A 21,492-nucleotide genomic window follows, 5' to 3' on the forward strand; every position below is an offset into this window, starting at 1 on the left:
TCCTTAAATGAATCCATTACTCTCTAGGAAATCCTCATTTACTCTGCTATTAACTACCTTATCTTGTTTCTGTAGACCCAATAATTTTTCAACATACTTACCTATAAGGTCACATTCTAGATTTACTTTGTCACCTCGTATTTTATCTAGGAGTGTTGTATTTATACTAGTATGTGGGATTATAGAAACCTTAAATACATATTCATCTACATATGCTACAGTTAAGCTAATTCCATCAATTGCAATAGAACCTTTTTCAATTATATATCTAAGTATGTCTGGTGAAGCCTTTATAGTAATCCAAGTAGCATTATCTTCTTTTTCTCTTGAGATTATTTCTCCTACTCCATCTATATGACCACTTACTAAATGTCCTCCTAGCCTTTTATCTAGGGCTAATGCTCTTTCCAAATTTACATAACTCCCTATTTTGAGAACCCCTAGATTACTTCTTCTTAGGGTCTCAACCATAACATCAGCCTCAAAGCTATTGTTGTTTATCTTTGTAACTGTTAAGCATACTCCATTGGTGCAAATACTATCTCCTATGAAAGTTTTGTCTAAAACCAAAGATCCGGAGATTGTAAGTGTGAATGATTTCTCTCCTCTTCTTATCCCTTGAACTTTACCTATTTCTTCTACTATTCCTGTAAACATTTTAAATCACCGCCTTATATAACCTTCTATCAATATATCTTCACCTATAGTTCTATAACTTACCCTATGAAGTTGAAATGCATTTATTAAGCACTCAACTCCACTACCGCCCACTGGTGTTTTTGATTTGTCTCCTCCGATTATCTTTGGAGCAATATAGACTTGGACCTTATCAACTATAGATTGTTCAAGAGCAGAAAAGTTAAGAGTAGAACCTCCCTCAAGAAATACACTATCAATATTTTCCATAGCTAGCTTTGACATAAGGTCTTGTAAATCCACCTTTCCTTCTAGACTTTCAGTAATTAATACCTTAACCCCTTTGTCTTCAATTTCAATTTTCTTTCTTATATCTGCCTGAGGCGTCGTAGCTATTATGGTTTCTGCTATATGCTGCTTACCTAAAACCTTAGAATCTATAGGTATCCTAAGACTACTGTCTACTATTATTCTTACAGGGTTATTACCATTTTCAATCCTACAAGTTAATTCTGGATTATCCATTATTACAGTATTCACGCCTACCATAATTCCTGCCACTTGATCCCTAAGGCGATGTACATTATTTCTCGACTCAGAACAGGTGATCCACTTTGACTCACCTATCTTAGTTGCAATCTTCCCATCTAAGGACATGGCTGTTTTCATTATGACAAAGGGCTTTCTTTCTACTATATATTTCATAAATATTTCGTTTAACTCTCTACATTCCTTTTCTAAGATTCCTGTTTTGACCTCTATACCTGCATCTATGAGTTTTTCAACTCCCCTACCTGAAACTAAAGGATTAGGATCAAGTGAACCAATAAAAACCCTATTGATTTTTTTATCAATTATTTTATCTACACATGGTGGGGTTTTTCCGTAATGAGAGCATGGTTCTAGTGTTACATAAAGAGTAGCTCCCTCTACATCTTCAGTTGCATTTTGGAAAGCCTTTACTTCTGCATGTGCTTCGCCATAGCACTCATGATATCCTTTACCTATTACTTTATTTTTTTTTACTATAATTGCACCTACCATAGGATTGGGATTGACCTTTCCTCTACCCTTTTCAGCTAATTCTAGTGCTAACTTCATGTATTTCTCGTGCATAAAACACCTCCTATTCATACTAACTGAAACAAATTTCTAATATAAAAGCCCTGATTACAAAAATCAGGGCTTTTATATTAGGAATAACTAATATTCTTAATATAATCTTAATAAAAATGGCTCTGAAATATATAATATTTCAGAGCCTAGTACACTAAAAATTGATAGTATTGATTTACTAAGATTCATATTGTTCTTCTTTCATCCAGACTTTACTGTCGGCTTCGGAGTTTCACCGAATCATGCCTATCTAAGGCTCGCGGGCTATACCGCCGGTAGGGAATTGCACCCTGCCCTGAAGAATTATTTAGTTTTCAAGGCCATTATATAAGATTTATTTTATTATGTCAACAAATAATTAAAGTGATGGTCCCCATCACTTTAATCTATTATGCAACTCTATTATTTTATTAGAATCTTTGTAATTTATTATGAAATACGCTTTTTTCGTCTTAATGATTATATATGGTGATTTGTTTTCATGAATTCTTGGTATAAGGAAATACTACTTAAAATATCTAATACCAATTCCTGCAAAACCAAACAATACAACTAATAGATGCAATATATACATATTACTCTCTCTATTCAACTAATAATAATATCACTATAATCATTACAAAAGGTAGAATCATAAAAAACATTCCAAAAGGTCTTCCTGCATTTACAGTCCATCCTATTCCTATTCTCTTTTCTACAAATATAGAGGAATCATCTGGATTATAATAAATTGTATTTCCCAATTTCCATAGCCTATCATCATCGATATCATATCCTTTGGAAGTGTTTTCCTCTTCTTTTAATTTTATCCTATCTCCACCTTGCCCCAATACTATGCTCAATGCTATAGACCCTATTATTATAATTCCATAGATTGTAAAACTGTAAATATTAAATAATTTCATATTTGAGAATATTCCTAATGTCATCATATTTAAAGCTGTAAATAAAATCTCTATTAAAGTTAGTGTAACAATAAAATAAATAGACCATGCCTTTCTGAATATAATATTCTTTTTTAAAGAAATTTCAGGATCATTAGGATTTATTTGCTGCTTTGATCTTATCATAAAATAATAGGACATATATACTATTATGGCCATCAACACTTGTGTAAGAGGCATTAATAATGCAGTAAACATAGATTTATTCATATATCCATCTACATTTCCATTAATGTCCCAATGAGTTGGAATCTTCTCTGGTAAAGATGGATACATAGTTAAAGATAATGCTGTACTTATTAATATTATAATTACTGAAACTAAAAACCATCTTTGAGGTACAGTACTGTCTTTCGCCCTATCTCTACTAAATTTAGTATCGATAACAACTACTTTACCTTTCAGCTTATCCCATTCTTTTTCTTTCTTTAGTTCTTTTGACTTTTTATTCCATCTTATATATATTAAAAAAAGTATTCCTATATAAAGAAACACAGATAATGTAAATATATGAATATTATCTATATAATATATTAAAAGAGAAATGATAACCAAAACAGGTATTCCAACAATAAGATTTTCCCTTTTAAATCCCTTAATAATGTTCTTAACCTCATCTGTTTCCATCTTTTCTTCTGGTATTTTCACTCCAAGAAGTATATTTTTTCTTGTTATTCTAGGCATTAATATTTGCATTATAAGCAATATCAATAATACAACTGAATTAAATAATACCATAACTATCCTCTCAGACATGCTGTCACCCCCATACTATCTATCTTCTTTATCTTTCAGTTTGTCATAAAATCCACTACAAAGTTTTAAAAATTCATCTTTTTTTATTCCTCTATTTTTACTATCTGCTATTAAATAGTCTAATTCATTTTCAAGTATATTCATATAATCATCATTGACCTCTGGTAATCTATCCTTTATCATAGCCCCTTTTCTTCTATCAATAATCAAATATCCTTCATTTTTTAATATATTATATGTCTTATTTACAGTGTGAAGATTGATTCCAATATCTCCACCTAATTGTCTGACTGAAGGGAGCTCTTCTCCCAATTCTAATTCACCAGTCGCTATGCCTATTATAATCTGCCGTCTTAGCTGTTCATATATTGGCATTTCTGACTCAAAGTCTATTTTAAGTAACATAGTTTTTCATCCTCTCAAATTGTTATATATATTATATAACGATTCTTTTACCAATACAAGAAAAAACCTCTTGAGTTAATCAAGAGGATAATTTCTATAAAAATCTACTCTCTCCTCTAAAGTAGGATGAGTATAATACCATATTTTAAATATATTACTTGGTCTAGGTAATCCTAAACTCTCCTTATATAATTTTTCCATGGCAGATATAGCTGATTCTCTATCTCTTGTAAGCATTATTTCATAGGTATCTGCTTCAATTTCCATCTCCCTTGAGAGATAATTTGTAATTGGCGACCCAATAAAAGAATAAAAATTAAGAACCAAAATTAAAAGTGGTATTGCTGCTATATCATGAAGTTTTCTAATGCCAAAGGTTCCATTTGATAAGTTGAGTATCCAAGTAGCAGTAATATAAACTAAAAATAGTAATAATACAGTACCTAAGCTGCTAAAAATAATATTCTTCCAAATATGCCCTTTCACATAATGACCTATTTCATGAGCCGTTATACTAAGAACCTCTTTTTCCTCTAGATTATTGATAGTCGTATCCCAGAGAACTATTCTTTTTGAATGAAATATCCCGGTCATATAGGCATTCATAGTTTTAGTATCTCTACTCTTATCTACCTTATATATTTTCGCATCTTGTATATTTGCCTCTTGAAGTAGTTCTGTTATTTGTCTTCCTAATTTTTCATTTTCCATGGAGGTATATTTATTGAATATAGGATCTATAACAAAAGGAGAAATAAATACCATAAATATAATAACAGGTATAGCTAAAAATGATAGTTGTAACCACCAAATCTTAGGACTCCTATACATAAGATAGAATGGAATAAATATGAAAAATGAAGTAGCCAAATCGTTTATCAAAAAACTTTTTAGGGCAACCTCAATCCACCTTCCAAAAGTCTGATTAGATAACCCATATTTATGCTTTAAGTAGAAAGAGCTATAATAATCTAAAGGAAGATTTACTAAAAACATTATGGTAAAAAAAATAATTCCATATAGTAATCCTGTGAAAAATAAGGATCTATTATTATCTACATAATACCTTATTCTATAGGATAATCTAGATGTCAAAAATAATAAAGGTATAAGGAATTGAAGAACTAACCTAATGGCCCATACTTTTAAGCTATCCTTTCTGAGATTATAAGCATTCTCAGGTAAATCTGGATATTCTGTTCTTATTTTACTCATATTTATATATTCACTAACTAAAACACCCCCAATAAAAGCTAATAAAAATATAAAAAATAAAATAATTATCAACTTTAGTTTACTATTCATAATATCACCCCTATCAGAATCTTTATCCTTTAATAATAGTTATTCTAAATTACTCTAGTTTATGATTCCTTAATTGTCAAACTCTTTTCTTTGAATTTGACCCCATTCATTTTGTTTTCTTTTATAACCTACAAATGCTTTTGCTCTCCACCATGTAGTCAACTGTCTATATCCAAAATTTTCAACAATTGCATAAAATACCATCTTTAAATAATCCCCTACCCTATTATATTTCATAAAATTATACTCTTCTAACATAACTGAAGCTAAAGACAAAAATACTCCATATAGTACTGAAATTATGAAAAATATAATTGCAAACTCATAGCTTAATAATCCTAAGAAATATGATGCAATAACCGTTACATATCCCAATACTTCAATAATAGGACCTATCATTTCAACTAGCCAATAATATGGTATAGCTAAAATACCTATAAATCCAAACCTTGGATTTAAAAACATATCTTTATGATTAATCAAAGAATCAATTAAACCTCTATGCCATCTAATCCTTTGAATTTTTAGAGAATTAAAGCTTTCAGGCGCTTGTGTCCAACATACAGGATCAGGTACAAATACTATATCATAATCTATTTTTTCTTCTTTCAAATACTTATGGACTTTTATAACAAGCTCCATGTCTTCACCTATGGTATTTTCAGCATAACCGCCAACCTTCAAAACTATATCTTTTTTAAATACCCCAAATGCTCCAGAAACTATCAGCAAACTATTTAGCTCAGACCAACCCATTCTTCCAAATAGAAATGCTCTTAAATATTCTACGGTCTGTAATATTGCTATAGGTTTTTTAGACAAGGAAACCTCCTGTATAAATCCACTATTTATCTTTGATCCATTTACTACTCTAACAATTCCACCAGTAGCAACTACTCTATCGGGTTCATCTATAAAAGGTCTAACCACCTTTATTAAAGAGTTTTTTTCTAATATGGAATCTGCATCTATTGCTGTAAATAAAGGATATTTACATATATTAATACCTACATTTAATGCATCTGCCTTTCCACCATTTTCTTTATCAACCACTGTTAAATTGGGAACTCTAGAAGATAAATAAATCCCTCTAACTTCTTTTGTGTTTATATTTTTTCTATAAGGACTATCTAGTTTTTTTAAATCAAAAGCTTTTCTAAGTGTATCCAATGTATTATCTTTTGAACCATCGTTTATAACAACTATTTCAAACTTATTATATTCTATACTTAATAGGGACTCTATATTATCTACTATAGTTTTTTCTTCATTATAACACGGAACAAGTATAGATACTGGTGGCACATAAACAGACGCTATCATCTGATAGTATGGCCAGTTCTGTAGCTTATATCTATATTTTTTTATTCCTCTTACAGCTAGTAATATTAATATGGTGTTAAAGATATTTATGAATATAAAATAATATAACGCAAAATTATTATAACCTAAAATTAGATTTGTAATGATTATCCTAAGATTCAACTAAAGCTCCCCCATTTATTGATTTCTCATAACTAACTATATTATTAAAAATATAATCATACTTTACATATGCTTTGATTCTATCAAATAAGCTATATAGTTCAATTTCTCTTTGAAGTATAGCCCAAGCCCTATCTTTTGCAAATTCATCAGAGCTACATAAAATTTCTGAAAGTGCAACTACACCATTTTCTCCTAACCTTAATAGACTCTCAGACGAATTAAACCTAACAAACCAATTCAAATCTTCTACCATCTCTTTTAAAATCATAATTTCTTCACGCCCACAATCATTATATTCACCAAGTGCCTTTGCAAGAAATGCTCTTACTTCCCATTCCTCATCATCTTTTAACATTTTTATATCAGATATAATATCTTCACAATCTAAATAACCAATTTCAATAACAGCTTTAAGTCCTGATATCTTTAATTCCTTTTGGCTAGAACTAATTGCTTGTCCAATATAAGGAAATACTCTTTTATCCTTTCTATTACCTAAAGCTTCTAGAGCCAATACCCTCTTAAAAATATCTGTACCTTCTAAGTATTCTCTCATTTTTGGATAAATATCTTCTTCATGTATGAGAGATATCAAATCTAGAATTCTAGACTTCATGATAAAATCATCAACTCTTAATATATCAATTATTATATCTATATACTCAATTCCACCTACTAGTATTAATGCTCTACATATAACATAGGATAATTCTTTGTTTGACCTGTCTATATTATTTATGAGTTCCTCTGTAGCCTCTTTAGCTCCTATTTCTCCCAGAAAATATGCTGCAATTGCCTTTCTTGCCTCTGAAGCATTATTCAAATACTCCATCTCAATTTTTACTAGTCCAACTTCTCTAGCAATTTCTAATAACTTATCTTGCTGATTTTTATTACTTCTATTGAGAGATTCTAATAAAGCTGATTTAAAAATTAAAAGTTCTCTTCTTGTATTTATTTCTGGAATATCTTCTATATTATTTGATATGAAGTCCTCAATAATGTTTTCATAATATCTTCTACTCTTTTCATCCTTTTTTCCTATCTTCCTATCTATAATCTTATGTATAAGTAAAAATATAAACATTATTATATTTAATAACAATAATGTATATACTCCATAGATCACAAATTGAATTTTAAAATTCATAATATTCATCCCCTTATGTGATATAATGTGATTAAAATATAACTCACTATATATTCCCTTTAATAATATTTCAAAACAGAATAATTATCAAGTTTGTAAAAGGGTATATATTAAAAAAATTAGCTAAGAGGGGATGCTTTATGAAGAAAAAATCTATTATTTTAATTAGTATCTTTATTTTACTACTTATCTTTTCTTTTAAATATCTTGAAAAACAGCCATCTGAAGTATATTTAAATAATGGAGTTAATTTCTCTAGTAAAGTAAGTGGAAATAGATTCCAAGTGTTAAAAGATGGAGAATGGCAAGATATACTTATCAAAGGTGTAAATATTGGAATGACACGACCTGGAAAATGGCCTGGAGAAGCTGGAATATCTAAAGAAGAATATTCTAGATGGTTTCAAGCTATTGGAGAGATGAATGCCAATGCTATTCGTACATATACCATCCATCCCCCGGAATTTTATAAAGAATTGAAAAAGTATAATGAGAAACATGAAAATAAAGTTTACTTATTTCAAGGAGTTTGGATAGATGAGGAACCATTAGAAGAGACATTAGATGCATTTAAATTAGACAATATGCTACCCTTTAAAGAAGAGATAAATAGAATTGTAGATGTAGTTCATGGAAATATAACTTTGCCAGAAAGACCTGGACATGCCAGTGGGAAATATACTGCCGATGTATCTCCTTACGTAATCGGATGGATTTTAGGAATAGAATGGTATCCATATATGGTAGATAATATGAATTCTACTAGAATGGACAAAGGAGATTATGATGGAAATTTTGTATATACAGAAGGTGCAAAACCTTTCGAAAATTGGTTAGCTGATATAATGGATCATACTCTAACATATGAAATGGAAAAATATAAATGGCAAAGACCTGTTAGCTTTACAAATTGGGTAAGCACGGATATGTTAAAACAGTCTTATGAACCTTTAGAACAAGAAGATATAGCTAGTATTGATCCCAATGTAATAAAGCTTAAAAATATAGAAACTGGATATTTTGCTTCTTATCACGTATACCCTTATTATCCAGACTTTTTAAACTTTGATCCAAAGTATACTAAACACATAGATCATAGAGGTAAAGCAAATAACTATGCTGGTTATTTGCAAGATCTTATCAAAGCTCATGAAATACCTGTTTTAATAGCTGAATTTGGTATCCCCAGCTCTAGGGGTATGACCCATGTAAATGTCCACGGATGGAATCAAGGCTTTATCTCAGAAGAAGAACAAGGAAATATAGTAGCAAATCTATTTGAAGACATTGTCCATGAGGGCTATCTAGGTGGAATTATATTTACTTGGCAAGATGAATGGTTTAAAAGAACTTGGAATACAATGGATTTTGATAATCCTGATAGAAGACCTTACTGGTCCAATGCTCAAACCTGTGAACAACAGTTTGGCCTCTTAAGCTTCGACAGGTATAAGGTCAGAGTTGATGGAGATATGAAGGATTGGAAAAAGAATAAAGCCAAGCCAATCTATACTTCTGATAAAAAAAATACTGATAAAATCAAAAACGTCTATATGGATCACGACGAGAGATATGTTTATTTTGCCATAGAATATAAGGATTTAACCTCTACTTCCCTAGATACGTTGATTTTCTTAGATACAAATCCTGAACAAGGTAATACAACAAATCCTTACAATAAAAACATCTTAATGGAAAGTGGCTCGGAGTTTATAATCCAAATTAAGGACATAGATGATTCAAGAGTTGTAGTAGATAGCTATTATGATTCCTATTATTATCAATATGGGAAATTATTAAATATGTTACCAAGTAACCCTTTATTTGAAAATAAAGATAATGGGTTATATAATCCTATAAAACTAGCTTTAAATAAGGAAATAGTTATACCAAAGACAAAACAAAAAATACCATTCAATGATTATGAAACAGGACTATTAAGACATGGTAATGGGAATCCCGATTCACAGGATTACGATTCTCTTGCAGATTATTATGTAAATAAAAAAGAAAATTTAATTGAAATAAGAATCCCTTGGCTTCTTATAGGCTTCACAGATCCTAGTACTAAAGAGATTATAGGTGATATATATGTAGACGGATTGGAATCAAGAAAGAATATTGATGGAATCAAAGTCGCTGTGGCTACATTTGATACAAAAAAACCTGAGTTCTTCGATTCTTTTCCTAGATTAAAGAATGGAAAGATACCTAGTAATGAAATATATCTATATACTTGGGATGAATGGAATGAGCCTATTGTGGAAGAAAGACTTAAAAAGTCATATTATATATTGAAAGATAAATTTAGTAAATTTGAAAAATAACTTTCCTCCTACCAAATTCCCCCATTTTTGTAAAATATTGAAAGTTTTTGTATTTTTATATATAATGAAAATATCATATACAAAGGGGGTGTTTTCATTGTATAAAATCGAAGTTAATGAAAGTAAAAAAGCATTTATTGTAATAGTAGATGGATTTATACAAGAGGAAGAAGGAATGCAATTCCTAACAGACTATAAAAGTAATGTTTCTAAAGTAAATCCTAAGGAGTATTCTATGATTATAGGCGGAGAAAATTTAGTTGTTTCAAAGCAAGAAATGCTTCCAGTTTTAGGGCAAGCTATTTCCATGTACATGGATACTGGATTTAAAAAATACTTTGGAACTTATCCTAAGTCAGCTATAGCAAAAGTTCAACTTTCTAAAATTGTAAAGGAAAAAAACTTTGATGTAACATTCAAAGATTCTGTAAGCGAAATACTTGAAATCCTTTAAAAAAATTCCTCCATACGGAGGAATTTTTATGCTCTATATAGTAAAGCTGTCATTGAATACCCTATACCAACTGTACAAAATATAATATAATCTGAGTCATTAATCCTGTTTAGATTATAAGCCTCATTTAATGCAAAAATGGGACTTGCTGATCCAGTATATCCATATTTATCTGCAATAAATGTATATTTATCTTTAGGATTCTTTACTTCTAATAGTCCCAGTGTATTCTCTATATCTTTTAAAGAAAATTGAGAAAATATAAAATGACTAATATCACCAACTTCTAGGCCATTTCTTTTTACTAGCTCTTTTATTAAATAACTCCATTTTTCTGTAAAGAAGCTAACATCATGAGAAATAAACAAAGCTTTCTTATCCTCTACATCAATATCTTCATTTAATATATTACTCATTCCACATACCGGAAGACGCATTTTATCATTAAGAAAAGATTCTGTTAAATATATAGAATCTATTATTCCACTATTATCTTTCACCTCTTCTTTTCTAAGGATTAAGCATGCTGCCCCATCCCCAGATGTAGCTCTTATTACTGCATCATCTTCTCTTGAGAAGAAATTCATCATTTGTCCTCCTAAGATAATAGTTGTTTCTATATCTTTTGAGGCCATCATATATTTTCCTGCATAATCCATTGCACTAACCATAGATAAGCAGTTATTATTAAAATCAAAAATATTATTTGCATTTACTGTTCCTAATTTACTATGTAAAATTAGTGAATTTGAAGGAGCTAAATATTCAGGATTATCAGAAGCAAAAATTAACATATCAATATCTTCTGGTTGTATACCTGCTTTTTTAATAGCTTGCTGTCCTGCTATAACACACATTTCTATAATATTCTCATTCTTTGTTTTATAAAGCTGATTTCTTCCTAGAGTCTCCATCAATCCTCTGACATCAATTCCTTTGGAATCAAAATTCTCTAATATCTCTTCTTTTGTAATCTTATTTTCTGGATGATAGATTGAACTTGATAAAATTTTTATGCCTTTCATTAAATGTCCTCCTTAGAATCTATTTATCTGCTATTTTTAATTTTACCACATTTTTCCTGGAACGTACTAGTGTCTTTAGTCCTATAGAAAAATCTAATACCTAGTATAAAAAGATAACCAATAAACTAACTATTATTTTAGTCAGTCTATTGGCTATTTCTGATATCAAACTACTCCTATAAATCTATTTTCTTTTCTATTAAATATCCTGTAGTTAAAAAAGCACCTATACTAATTACTATCAATGATAAAACACCAAATATATTTATATATGCATCAAAATTATTTCCAAATACTATCACTTGACCCATAGTAACATTTGATAAAAAGTTTAATTCATAAGAATGGAATATCTTAAAACTATCTAAACTCAAGAAATATGGAATTGCTTCACTAACACTGTACATTAAATAACTAGATAGAGAACTTAATATTATAAATATTATAAACCATAGTCCACCAATTTTCTTGTTTCTTACACTTACACGACTTAGAGCCATTGAAAAATAAATTAAAATTAAAGTCATTATAGCTGATAACCCAGACACTATTCCTACAGATAAAAAACTTGAATTTATCATTCTAATTGCTTCTTTTATAAAGTTTACAAAGTCTGACCACTGAGGACCATAAAGAATCATAGCAAATAATAAATTATATAAAACTATTGAAACACCTAAGGTTGTAAACCAAATGATTGCTACTACTAGCTTTGCTCCTAATATTTTATTACCTGTAAGGGGCAATGTAAATGTTAAATATCCTCTATCTTCGTATAATTCTTTTCTAAAAGAACCTATAATCTGAAAAAATGCAGTTAGAAAAGCTCCAAATATGACTAACATAGATATAACTAACATAAATGCTCCAAAACCTGTAATATCATTTCCAGAACCCATCATCTCAAACTTTATTTGCCTAGATATATTGAGTTGTATAATAGTTGAAGCAATTAATACTATTGCTATTATACCTAATATAAATTTATAACTTCCTTTTATTTCATATTTCATATATTTTCTCATTTTATCCCTCCTATTCTCCAAATATTTCTTTATAAAGGTCATCTATTTGCATACCTTTTTCTTCTCTTAAAGTTTCAGCATTACCTTCTAAATAAACTTCTCCTTCTCTCAGAAACACCACATCATCAAAAATATTTTCCATATCTCTAACTAAATGAGTGGTAATAAGCATTGTACTTTCTTCATTATAATTCTTTATTATTGCATCGAGTATCTGATCTCTAGCCACTGGGTCTACTCCTGCAATAGGTTCATCTAACACATATACTTTAGCATTTCTTGATAAGACTAAAGTAAGATTTAGTTTTTCTGTCATCCCTTTAGAAAGGGAATTTATCTTCATATTTCTATCTAATTTCATAAATTTTAATAATTCATAAGCTTTATTTTCATCAAAATCTTTATAAAAGTCTTTATAAAAATTAATAGCTTCTTGTATATTCATCCAGTTGTATAGAAAATTTCTATCTGGTAAATAGGATACTATGGATTTCGTATAGACTCCTGGTCTCTTTCCATCTATTAGTATCTCACCTTTAGATTCTCGAAGTATACCTGTAATAATTTTTATCATAGTGGTTTTTCCGCTACCGTTAGGTCCTAGTATCCCAACAACCTTTCCTTTTTTAATATCTAAAGATACATTATTTAATGCTTTTTTATTAAAATAGGATTTAGTAAGTCCTTTGATTTCTATAATATTTTCCATTATTTCGCCTCCCTTGCACTTTCATTAATTAACTCTATAATTTCCTCTGGAGTAAATCCTAAGGATTTCATATCTGTAATAAAAGATTTTATCACATTTGACGCCATATTTCTTTTTAAATCTTTTATTACTCCTTTGTCCTCTATAACAAATGTCCCCATACCTCTTTGCGTAAATACTAGATTTTCTCTTTCAAGTTCTTGATAAGATCTCTGTATAGTATTCGGATTTACTTTAAGTTCTGTAGATAATTCTCTAACTGATGGCAATTTGTCTCCCCCCTTTAATTCCCCTACTACTATTCTCTTTTTAATCAAATTCATAATCTGAGTATAAATTGGTAAATTATCATTAAATATCATTTATTTCACCCCACTCATTATTGTCTTAGTGTATTAATTACATAGTACACTAAGTTTCTTTATATGTCAAGAGTTATTTATTATAATTTTATGATTCCCCTAGCAACAAAAAAACAAGCCTCTTTAGGCTTATTTTATATCCATTCCACCAAACATAACAAAACATTTAATTTTCAATAAGGGTGCATCTGGGTCTCCATTATATCTTGTTTTATTACTCCATCCTCCTAGTAAAGGAAAGCCTGTTACTTCAACTCTCCAGCCATCTGGTACAAAAATTTCTACTCCTGCCATAATAGCATTTACTTCTATATAAGCCTCATTGTTATAAAGATTTGCCCCTCTTAGATCTATATCAATACCACCCATTACAGCAGTAGCTCTGCCTCCCTTAAACTCTTGTGATTGATTATTGGTTTCTATCCCAGACATCATTACAAAGGCATCAATGGTATCTTCTAATGTTATATTTCTGTTTGAACTCCATGAATTATGACTAGATTCGCTTGAATCATCACCAGTTGTGATTTCTACAAATCCACTTCTGGAAAAAATAATTTTTAGTCCTACTAAAATTAATACAATAGGACCTATTAATCTATAAAGATTTACATCTACCAAATCTAATCTATCAATTTGAATCATTGCACCTATAATTATCATTATTGTATTACCAAATTTAGATGATTTTCTATCTAAAAATCCTAATAAGCCTACTAAAATTAATATACTAGGCCAATAAAGACTAAATATCTCACCAAAAGAGATAATAGCAAACTGATCTAACAAAAACCCTGCACCAATTAATATTAGAATAATACCCCAAAAATACTTACCATTCATTTTATAACCCCCTTTTTTTAGTGAATAATTAATAACTAAAAGTGAATAGTTAGAAAAGCTAAAAGACCTCAAATCATTACCTAAGACTATTCACTTTTCACTATTCACTGATTTTTTTTGATTTCTCTGCACATACCCTCATTGCTTCAATAATTGCAGACCTAAACCCCATCTCCTCTAATTTGGCTACTGCTTCTATTGTTGTTCCCTTAGGAGAGCATACATTATCTTTTAATTCACCAGGGTGAATTTCTGTATCTAAGACCATCTTAGCTGCACCAAATATCGCTTGAGCTGCCATCTTATATGCTCGTTTCCTTGGTATACCTTGCAGTACTCCTCCATCAGCCATGGCTTCTACCATCATATATACATATGCAGGAGAAGAACCACAAAGAGCAGTGAATCCATCCATTAAGTTTTCATCCAGAATCTCAGCTCTTCCAAAACTATTAAATATACTTATAATTTCTTCCCTCATTCCCTCATCTATTATTCTATCATCAAAGGATAAAGCTGTTACTCCTTCTCCTACCATGGCTGGGGTATTAGGCATAGCTTTAACTACTAATATGTTTTTACCCAAATACTTCTTCATATAATCTATGCTAATACCTGCCGCTATAGTAATAACTATAGCTCTTTCCTTTATCTCATTCTTTATTTCTTCCAATACTAATTCATGCATATAAGGCTTTACTGCTAATATTAAATAATCCGATTCTCTAGCAACTTTTTTATTATCTAAAGTAATATTAATTCCGTAATCCTTTTCTACTTTTTCTAAAGTTTCTTTGGTTTTCGCTGACGCTATTATTTTTTCTGGTGCAATTAAATTTGATCTTATCAGCCCTCCTATCATTGACTTTGCCATATTACCGCATCCTACAAATCCAATAATTTTATTCATTCTATAATACCTCCGTAAATTCACTATTTACTATCTTTTTCTACTAATATATCATATTTTTAGTAAATTTAGTAAAAAAATAAACCTATGGCTCATTTTTTATTAAGTCCTATTAGTTTGTAAAGCCATTGACAAGGTTGTCTGTTTGTGAATATAATAACTTATAGGATATTCTATTTTAACAAGGCTAATAGAAAGTTTTTCCTTTTCAATGAGGTGATTTTATGAATAAGATAAAACCTTTATCTATATTTCTAATTATATTAGCTATTGTTGTACTCAGTTTCAACATTAAATATATCACGTTCAACAATAAATACTTGTCTGAAATAAAATCCCAATTTAACAATTTTCTTTATAAATATAATGATTTCACCGATGAACTACCTGTAATAATTCATAAAAATGATAATAATCCCTGTGAATATCTATCTTCTATAGATAAAAATAAAGCAGTTGAAGATATAGAATACTTATTTAGCTTGTTAAAATTTGGTTATTCAGGCTATGAATTTTTTGGAGGAGATAGTACCTTCATTCCTGCTAAAGAAAATATTCTTTGGTCTGTAATAGCTCTAGATGGTGATGATGTATGCGTAGACAAGTTTCTAGATATTATCTATTCAGAACTTAATTTCATACAAGATGCTCATTTTGACATAGGAAATTATAATCTATGTAATTATACTAAATATTATAGTAGCAGAAAATTTACATTTCATAAGGATGGTATTGGTTTTTATACTATTATAGGTGATGAATTATTTTATCTTAAAAATATCAATGACAAAGAACCTTGAGATTATATTAAAAAATCCTTGGACGAGGATGGTAATATGGTATATAAACTTGGAATTCTATCTGATACAAATGATGTCTCAATACCCCTACAACTTCTATTGGAATCTAATGGACATACAAGAAAAGAAAATGTAAGTCTATTTGAATATCTGCCAGTACATAAAAATAAGACTAATAGCTATAGATATTATGAAATAGATAATATTCCTATATTGGAAATAAATTGTTTATGTAGGGTTACTCCTGAAGATAATACTATTGAGGATTTTATAGAAGATAGTAAGAAGTTAAAAGAAAAGAATAATATAATTATAGATTTACGAAATAACAATGGTGGCAGCATAATTAATATGGAAAAATGGTATGAAGGCTTTACTGGAACAAAACTTAGAAAGGATATAATTGAGTCAGGCCTATATACAAATACAAGCATTAGTCTATCTAAGGATAAATTTGAGTCAAAGGAAAATGAACCTGATGATGTGAAGGATAAATGTTTGGAAAAAATATCTAGTTATGAAGATGAAAAATATTATCCAGGTTGGAGTCCTATAGAATATGAAGATTTTAGACCTGTGGAAAATAAAGCAAATATATTTATACTAGTAGATAAAAATACATCTTCTGCTGCAGAATTTTTTACCTATTATTTAAAAAAATTAGATAACGTAACTATAGTCGGAACTAATACAAATGGTTGTATGCTGACAGGAAACTGTAACTCTACCTATCTTCCAAATTCTAATATACCCATAAATATATCTCATAAGATATATTTAAATAAAGATTTTACTAATATTGATGGTTTAGGGCTTTCTCCAGATTTATGGATAAAACCAGAGCAATCTTTAGATAGAATAGTTAAATATATAGATAATAATATGTAAAGATACCTCGACTCTTTTATAGTCTGAGGTATCTTTTTCTTACCTTCTAATTTTTTGTGCCATAGGGTCTGATAAAACCTCATATCCTCCCATACTTGCCGCCGTTATCATAAGTGCATTGATAATTGAAACAATTATCCCTTGAATACCATTAGAACTTCTTGCAAATATAAAAGTAAGTATCAAAGCTACAACAAATGCATATAATCTCACTATTGAATCTCCGAATCTCTTTTTTACTATGGATTTAGTAAATTGGACTATGACTGTCACCGCAGTTGTCAGACCTACAAATGTCCTTAAAATATCCACACTCATAAAATCATTGAACAATTGAGCCCCCTCCCCGAATTGCATCTTTATATGATTTTATGATTATAATAAAAAGGATATTCCTATTAATCTCTCATTCCATAGATTTTTCCAACTGGTAAGGTAAACATCAATCCCACTCCAGGCTTTTCCATGTCTCCTAATATTTCCTTAACAGCCTTAACAGCATCATCTAATACATTTTCATCTTCAATAACAGTAAATATGGTTTTATTGTATGGTCTCGCATCATCAAGCAAGTTTCTTAATGCTCCAAAAAATGGTAGATCCTTACCGCCATTAGTTAATGCACTTCCCATACCTTGACTATCTAATATAGTAGCTCCCTTTACACCCACATCTACAAATGCATCTAGAATTTCATCTAAATATTCAACTTCATTAAGGACTAAAAATAAAATATTCATATTCTCACCTATCCTTTCCAGTTTAAGCTGTTATCTGCCTCTTACTCTTTTTCCTTGACATACCATCTACTTCTCCAGCCTTTGTAATTGCAATTTTGGCTAATATTGGTCCTATTATTTCATATACTAATACACTAAATAATATTACTGTAATTATACCATCACTAAGATGGGGCAACTCCTTTCTAACCACCATAGATAATCCTATGGAAATTCCGCCTTGAGTAAGTAAACTCATACCTAAATACTTAACTATTTTTTCATCAGAGCCTACTGCTTTCGCTCCCAGAGTTGCCCCTATATATTTACCAGTTGCTCTGGCTATAATATATCCAATTCCTAATATTCCCACTGTAAATAATACCCTAATATTTAAACTGGCTCCAGCAACAGTGAAGAATAAAAGATTAACAGGCGGAGTAAATTCATTAATTGCATTAAAAACTCTGTGTGCATTTTGTTTTAAATTAACTAAAGTAGCTCCTACCATCATACATGTAAGCAAAGGAGAGACATTAAAATAGTTAGCAGCTCCGGTGCTCAATAAAATAAATCCTATGGTCATAATTAGTAGTTCTTCATTATGTTTTGCTTTCTTTACTACATAAGCCATTACTACACCTATTACAAATCCCAATAGAATAGAACCCATTATTTCCAATAAGGGATTCATAATAATTCGTATTATTGAGTACTCCGCCACCCCTGATAACATCTTTGCCAATGATAAACAAACGCCAAATACCATAATACCTACAGCATCGTCAAGAGCTACTATAGGCAGAATAGTTTTAGTTAAAGGTCCATTTGCCTTTAACTCTCTGATAACCATTACAATACCTGCTGGTGCAGTTGCAGCAGACATACTGGCTATCATCAGGCTAAACTCTATAGTTTGATTAAGTAGAAAATACATCATTAAAAAAACCACAGTAAAGGCTCCTATTACTTCAGCTATTGTTATTAATAATACATCTTTTCCTACCTTTTTCATATCCTTTATTAAAAATTCATTTCCAATGGAAAATGCAATAGCTGCTAAAGCCATTTCATTAATAATGTTAAAAGATTCAATATCAGCTAAATTTACTAAATTGACAAATGATGGCCCGATTATTAAACCAGCCACTATGTACCCTGATACATTAGGAAGTTTAAAGTAATTAGCTACTCTTCCTCCCACAATACCTACTAAAATTATTATACCAAGCTTAAAAAGCAAATCCAATTAGCCATTCCTCCTCATTTATTTTTTTGCTTATTATATAAACTCTTTCGAGATAGTTAAAATTAAATCCATACAATTTCCAAATCAAACCCATACACATTATACAATATAACAAAGGCCTCGTCAAAGTATAAAAAGCCTTTATTGAAAATCACTTAAAGTCAGGTTTATATTAATAAAAAATAGAACTTTCCTATTTGTTATAAAAAAAAGATAAGTAAACTTAATTACTTATCTTTTCAATCAAATATCTCTATATTGATTATGCTCTTATAGTTAATTTTTTCTTTAGCCAATCTTTTCCTTCTAATATTCTAGTCACCATCATTGCTGCAACTGTATCTCCAGTTACATTTATCATTGTTGCTGGAGGGTCTACAAGATACCCTATAGTTGCTACTATAGGAAACGCTTCCATTGGAAAACCATATAGATTTACTATAAGCATTTCACCTATTAATCCTCCACCTGGAACTCCTGACATTACTACCCCAGATAATACAGATATAATTATAGCAGTTACATAAGTACTCATACCCATGAAAGGTTTGCCGTATATTCCGAATAGGAAGGATATCTTTAGTATTGCTGATAAACAAGAACCATCCATATGAGCTGTAGCTCCTATAGGTAATACTATATCTCTTATATCCTTTGGTACACCCATTTTTTCTGTTGTTTCTAAATTTACAGGAAGAGTTGCTATACTAGATTGAGTTGCCAATGATGTAATAACTACAGGAAATATATTTTTGAAGTAAATTCTTACTCCGTCTTTGCCTCCTGCATAATATGAATAAACGAAAAATGCTACAAAGAAGTATGCTATACAAATTGGATAATATACTATCATTGCTCTTGCATAAGAACCAAGTAGTTCAGGCCCAAAATCACCTATTAGTGCAGCAAAGTAGGCTCCAAGCCCTATTGGCGCATAATACATTATAATTGAAACCATCTTTAAAAATACTTCTGATAAGATATTAAGAGTTTCCCCAAGTTTCTTTGTCTTCTCTCCTAAAAGACTTACACATATTCCAAAGAAAATAGAGAATATAATTAGTGGAAGCATATTTTTTCTAGAAATCAGCAATGGGAAATCCGTCACTGTTAAGGCTGCAACTATTTGGTCTCCTGTGCTTAGAGGCTCTATATCTTCAGCCTCGGATAATTCAATATTGACTCCTTGAGCTGGTGGAAAAATCTTAACCGTAGTAATCATTATAATTGATGCAATAATTCCTGTGATTATAAAAACTAAAAGCATATTTCCAATAATTTTTCCAAGTCTTTTCATATCCACCATACTGGATACAGCAGATGAAATAGTTAAAAATACTAACGGCACTACAATTGTAAACATTAAATTTAGGAAAATATCTCCTAAAGGTTTTAGAACTGTAGCCTTTTCTCCTAAAACCAGACCAATAATACTACCTAAAATAATTGAAGATAGTAATATTAATGGAAACTTATAATTTTTCCAAATATTGCTTTTTTTCTTTTCCATGTCGGACCCCCTTAATATTTTATTTGCTTAATCCATTTACAAATTCTCCACTAGCTATATGAGTTGCACTACCAGTCATGAAAATTTTATAATTATCCTCTAATTCTACAATTAAACTACCACCTTCAGTATTTACATTAACTTTGTTACCTAGTTTATGTAGAAGATTTCCTACAACTACAGAAGCACAAGAACCCGTACCACATCCTAAGGTTCTACCAGCCCCTCTCTCCCAAGTATAAATATTTATATTGCCATAATCAATGATTTTCACAAAGTTTACATTGGTTTTTTTAGGAAACAATGGATAATTTTCTATCTTTTTTCCTAAATCATTTATATCAATTGACTTTATATCTTCCACAAGAATAACTACGTGAGGTACGCCTACTGTTAATGCAGAAAATTTATAGTCTTCTCCGTCTATGGATATTATCTCTTCTATAACCTTTTCTTTATCTATCGTTACTGGAACTCTACTTCCTTCAAATATAGGTTCTCCCATATCTACTTTAATCATATTTGCCTTTCCTGATTCATCCGTCTCTATTGTAATATATTTTATGCCTGCTAAAGTTTCTATAGAAATAATTTTCTTTCTAACTATATCATAATCATAAATATACTTAGTAAAGGATCTGATCCCATTACCACACATTTCTCCTTGAGAACCGTCTGAATTATAATAAAGCATCTTTATATCTGCTATATTACTTTTCTTACATACCATAATACCATCTGCACCAATACCAAAATGCCTATTACAGACTCTTAAAGCTAATTCATTATAATCTTTTTCAGTATCTTTTATTCCATTGAATAAGATAAAATCATTCCCTGCCGCTACATATTTATCAAATTTCATATATAT

22 protein-coding genes and 1 riboswitch are annotated in these 21,492 nt (G+C 30.0%); of the genes, 4 read left to right on the forward strand and 18 right to left on the reverse strand.

Features of this window, described 5'->3' with window-relative positions; all coding sequences use genetic code 11:
• Positions 1-3: 3 nt before the first annotated feature.
• From KQI38_RS09515 to KQI38_RS09545, 7 genes are all read right to left on the reverse strand, one after another.
• A complete protein-coding gene (locus tag KQI38_RS09515; RefSeq protein ID WP_216558684.1) occupies positions 4-657 on the reverse strand; it encodes a riboflavin synthase in 654 nt (217 codons plus the stop codon).
• 6 nt (positions 658-663) lie between these two features.
• Entirely contained in the window at positions 664-1,752 is a 1,089-nt protein-coding gene (ribD, locus tag KQI38_RS09520; protein ID WP_216558686.1) for a bifunctional diaminohydroxyphosphoribosylaminopyrimidine deaminase/5-amino-6-(5-phosphoribosylamino)uracil reductase RibD, read from the reverse strand.
• A 189-nt stretch (positions 1,753-1,941) separates the two neighbouring features.
• Positions 1,942-2,059: riboswitch (FMN riboswitch) on the reverse strand.
• Between the two features lie 277 nt (positions 2,060-2,336).
• The gene (locus KQI38_RS09525) at positions 2,337-3,452 is read right to left on the reverse strand and encodes a DUF1648 domain-containing protein (protein WP_216558689.1); all 1,116 of its coding nucleotides are present in this window, start codon (positions 3,450-3,452) and stop codon (positions 2,337-2,339) included.
• Positions 3,453-3,467: 15 nt separating this feature from the next.
• On the reverse strand, positions 3,468-3,857 hold the full coding sequence (locus KQI38_RS09530) for a GntR family transcriptional regulator (RefSeq protein WP_216558691.1): 390 nt from the start codon (positions 3,855-3,857) through the stop codon (positions 3,468-3,470).
• 75 nt (positions 3,858-3,932) lie between these two features.
• Positions 3,933-5,162 carry a M48 family metallopeptidase gene (locus KQI38_RS09535; protein WP_216558693.1) on the reverse strand — a complete coding sequence of 410 codons (1,230 nt, stop codon included), beginning with the start codon at positions 5,160-5,162 and terminating at the stop codon, positions 3,933-3,935.
• Between the two features lie 69 nt (positions 5,163-5,231).
• Entirely contained in the window at positions 5,232-6,647 is a 1,416-nt protein-coding gene (locus tag KQI38_RS09540) for a glycosyltransferase family 2 protein (protein ID WP_216558698.1), read from the reverse strand.
• Positions 6,637-7,800 (reverse strand): HEAT repeat domain-containing protein, encoded by a 1,164-nt coding sequence (locus tag KQI38_RS09545; protein WP_216558702.1) that lies wholly within the window; start codon positions 7,798-7,800, stop codon positions 6,637-6,639. The genes KQI38_RS09540 and KQI38_RS09545 overlap by 11 nt, the downstream gene beginning before the upstream one ends.
• A gap of 140 nt (positions 7,801-7,940) precedes the next feature.
• Here KQI38_RS09545 and KQI38_RS09550 point away from each other — a divergent pair, with 140 nt between their 5' ends.
• Both KQI38_RS09550 and KQI38_RS09555 read left to right on the forward strand, forming a co-directional pair.
• Entirely contained in the window at positions 7,941-10,127 is a 2,187-nt protein-coding gene (locus KQI38_RS09550) for a hypothetical protein (protein ID WP_216558705.1), read from the forward strand.
• A gap of 97 nt (positions 10,128-10,224) precedes the next feature.
• Positions 10,225-10,581 carry a hypothetical protein gene (locus tag KQI38_RS09555; RefSeq protein ID WP_216558708.1) on the forward strand — a complete coding sequence of 119 codons (357 nt, stop codon included), beginning with the start codon at positions 10,225-10,227 and terminating at the stop codon, positions 10,579-10,581.
• A gap of 26 nt (positions 10,582-10,607) precedes the next feature.
• On the opposite strand, the gene KQI38_RS09560 is transcribed toward KQI38_RS09555, so the two are convergent.
• The 6 genes from KQI38_RS09560 to proC all read right to left on the reverse strand — a co-directional run bounded on the left by KQI38_RS09560 (position 10,608) and on the right by proC (position 15,455).
• On the reverse strand, positions 10,608-11,606 hold the full coding sequence (locus tag KQI38_RS09560) for a 3-oxoacyl-[acyl-carrier-protein] synthase III C-terminal domain-containing protein (RefSeq protein WP_216558711.1): 999 nt from the start codon (positions 11,604-11,606) through the stop codon (positions 10,608-10,610).
• Between the two features lie 176 nt (positions 11,607-11,782).
• Entirely contained in the window at positions 11,783-12,631 is an 849-nt protein-coding gene (locus tag KQI38_RS09565; RefSeq protein ID WP_216558714.1) for a hypothetical protein, read from the reverse strand.
• Between the two features lie 10 nt (positions 12,632-12,641).
• Positions 12,642-13,340 (reverse strand): ABC transporter ATP-binding protein, encoded by a 699-nt coding sequence (locus KQI38_RS09570; protein ID WP_216558717.1) that lies wholly within the window; start codon positions 13,338-13,340, stop codon positions 12,642-12,644.
• On the reverse strand, positions 13,340-13,702 hold the full coding sequence (locus KQI38_RS09575) for a GntR family transcriptional regulator (protein ID WP_094898938.1): 363 nt from the start codon (positions 13,700-13,702) through the stop codon (positions 13,340-13,342). Before KQI38_RS09575 ends, KQI38_RS09570 begins: the two co-directional genes overlap by 1 nt.
• A gap of 129 nt (positions 13,703-13,831) precedes the next feature.
• Positions 13,832-14,545, reverse strand: coding sequence for a LiaF transmembrane domain-containing protein (locus KQI38_RS09580; RefSeq protein ID WP_216558720.1), 714 nt, complete (start codon positions 14,543-14,545; stop codon positions 13,832-13,834).
• Between the two features lie 100 nt (positions 14,546-14,645).
• Complete coding sequence (proC, locus tag KQI38_RS09585; protein ID WP_216558723.1) at positions 14,646-15,455, reverse strand: pyrroline-5-carboxylate reductase; 810 nt, start codon at positions 15,453-15,455, stop codon at positions 14,646-14,648.
• 224 nt (positions 15,456-15,679) lie between these two features.
• Here proC and KQI38_RS09590 point away from each other — a divergent pair, with 224 nt between their 5' ends.
• A complete protein-coding gene (locus KQI38_RS09590; RefSeq protein WP_216558726.1) occupies positions 15,680-16,255 on the forward strand; it encodes a hypothetical protein in 576 nt (191 codons plus the stop codon).
• Positions 16,256-16,291: 36 nt separating this feature from the next.
• Positions 16,292-17,143, forward strand: a complete 852-nt coding sequence (locus tag KQI38_RS09595) for a S41 family peptidase (protein ID WP_216558730.1) — start codon at positions 16,292-16,294, stop codon at positions 17,141-17,143.
• Between the two features lie 39 nt (positions 17,144-17,182).
• Here KQI38_RS09595 and KQI38_RS09600 read toward each other — a convergent pair whose 3' ends face one another.
• The 5 genes from KQI38_RS09600 to dapF form a co-directional block, all read right to left on the reverse strand.
• On the reverse strand, positions 17,183-17,476 hold the full coding sequence (locus tag KQI38_RS09600) for a hypothetical protein (RefSeq protein ID WP_216558733.1): 294 nt from the start codon (positions 17,474-17,476) through the stop codon (positions 17,183-17,185).
• A 65-nt stretch (positions 17,477-17,541) separates the two neighbouring features.
• A complete protein-coding gene (locus tag KQI38_RS09605) occupies positions 17,542-17,883 on the reverse strand; it encodes a P-II family nitrogen regulator (protein ID WP_216558736.1) in 342 nt (113 codons plus the stop codon).
• A gap of 22 nt (positions 17,884-17,905) precedes the next feature.
• Positions 17,906-19,111, reverse strand: a complete 1,206-nt coding sequence (locus tag KQI38_RS09610) for a cation:proton antiporter (RefSeq protein ID WP_216558739.1) — start codon at positions 19,109-19,111, stop codon at positions 17,906-17,908.
• 262 nt (positions 19,112-19,373) lie between these two features.
• On the reverse strand, positions 19,374-20,621 hold the full coding sequence (locus KQI38_RS09615) for a dicarboxylate/amino acid:cation symporter (RefSeq protein ID WP_216558742.1): 1,248 nt from the start codon (positions 20,619-20,621) through the stop codon (positions 19,374-19,376).
• Between the two features lie 19 nt (positions 20,622-20,640).
• Positions 20,641-21,486 (reverse strand): diaminopimelate epimerase, encoded by an 846-nt coding sequence (dapF, locus tag KQI38_RS09620; RefSeq protein ID WP_216558745.1) that lies wholly within the window; start codon positions 21,484-21,486, stop codon positions 20,641-20,643.
• Positions 21,487-21,492 lie beyond the last annotated feature (6 nt).

This window comes from Tissierella carlieri (genome assembly GCF_018917285.1).
GTDB lineage: Bacteria > Bacillota > Clostridia > Tissierellales > Tissierellaceae > Tissierella > Tissierella carlieri.

Bases quoted from the DNA above. Each gene is read 5' to 3' on its own strand.
- KQI38_RS09515 (WP_216558684.1), bottom strand. From the start codon at position 657: ATGTTTACAGGAATAGTAGAAGAAATAGGTAAAGTTCAAGGGATAAGA.
- ribD (WP_216558686.1), bottom strand. From the start codon at position 1,752: ATGCACGAGAAATACATGAAGTTAGCACTAGAATTAGCTGAAAAGGGT.
- KQI38_RS09525 (WP_216558689.1), bottom strand. From the start codon at position 3,452: ATGTCTGAGAGGATAGTTATGGTATTATTTAATTCAGTTGTATTATTG.
- KQI38_RS09530 (WP_216558691.1), bottom strand. From the start codon at position 3,857: ATGTTACTTAAAATAGACTTTGAGTCAGAAATGCCAATATATGAACAG.
- KQI38_RS09535 (WP_216558693.1), bottom strand. From the start codon at position 5,162: ATGAATAGTAAACTAAAGTTGATAATTATTTTATTTTTTATATTTTTA.
- KQI38_RS09545 (WP_216558702.1), bottom strand. From the start codon at position 7,800: ATGAATTTTAAAATTCAATTTGTGATCTATGGAGTATATACATTATTG.
- KQI38_RS09550 (WP_216558705.1), top strand. From the start codon at position 7,941: ATGAAGAAAAAATCTATTATTTTAATTAGTATCTTTATTTTACTACTT.
- KQI38_RS09560 (WP_216558711.1), bottom strand. From the start codon at position 11,606: ATGAAAGGCATAAAAATTTTATCAAGTTCAATCTATCATCCAGAAAAT.
- KQI38_RS09565 (WP_216558714.1), bottom strand. From the start codon at position 12,631: ATGAGAAAATATATGAAATATGAAATAAAAGGAAGTTATAAATTTATA.
- KQI38_RS09570 (WP_216558717.1), bottom strand. From the start codon at position 13,340: ATGGAAAATATTATAGAAATCAAAGGACTTACTAAATCCTATTTTAAT.
- KQI38_RS09575 (WP_094898938.1), bottom strand. From the start codon at position 13,702: ATGATATTTAATGATAATTTACCAATTTATACTCAGATTATGAATTTG.
- KQI38_RS09580 (WP_216558720.1), bottom strand. From the start codon at position 14,545: ATGAATGGTAAGTATTTTTGGGGTATTATTCTAATATTAATTGGTGCA.
- proC (WP_216558723.1), bottom strand. From the start codon at position 15,455: ATGAATAAAATTATTGGATTTGTAGGATGCGGTAATATGGCAAAGTCA.
- KQI38_RS09590 (WP_216558726.1), top strand. From the start codon at position 15,680: ATGAATAAGATAAAACCTTTATCTATATTTCTAATTATATTAGCTATT.
- KQI38_RS09595 (WP_216558730.1), top strand. From the start codon at position 16,292: ATGGTATATAAACTTGGAATTCTATCTGATACAAATGATGTCTCAATA.
- KQI38_RS09605 (WP_216558736.1), bottom strand. From the start codon at position 17,883: ATGAATATTTTATTTTTAGTCCTTAATGAAGTTGAATATTTAGATGAA.
- KQI38_RS09615 (WP_216558742.1), bottom strand. From the start codon at position 20,621: ATGGAAAAGAAAAAAAGCAATATTTGGAAAAATTATAAGTTTCCATTA.
- dapF (WP_216558745.1), bottom strand. From the start codon at position 21,486: ATGAAATTTGATAAATATGTAGCGGCAGGGAATGATTTTATCTTATTC.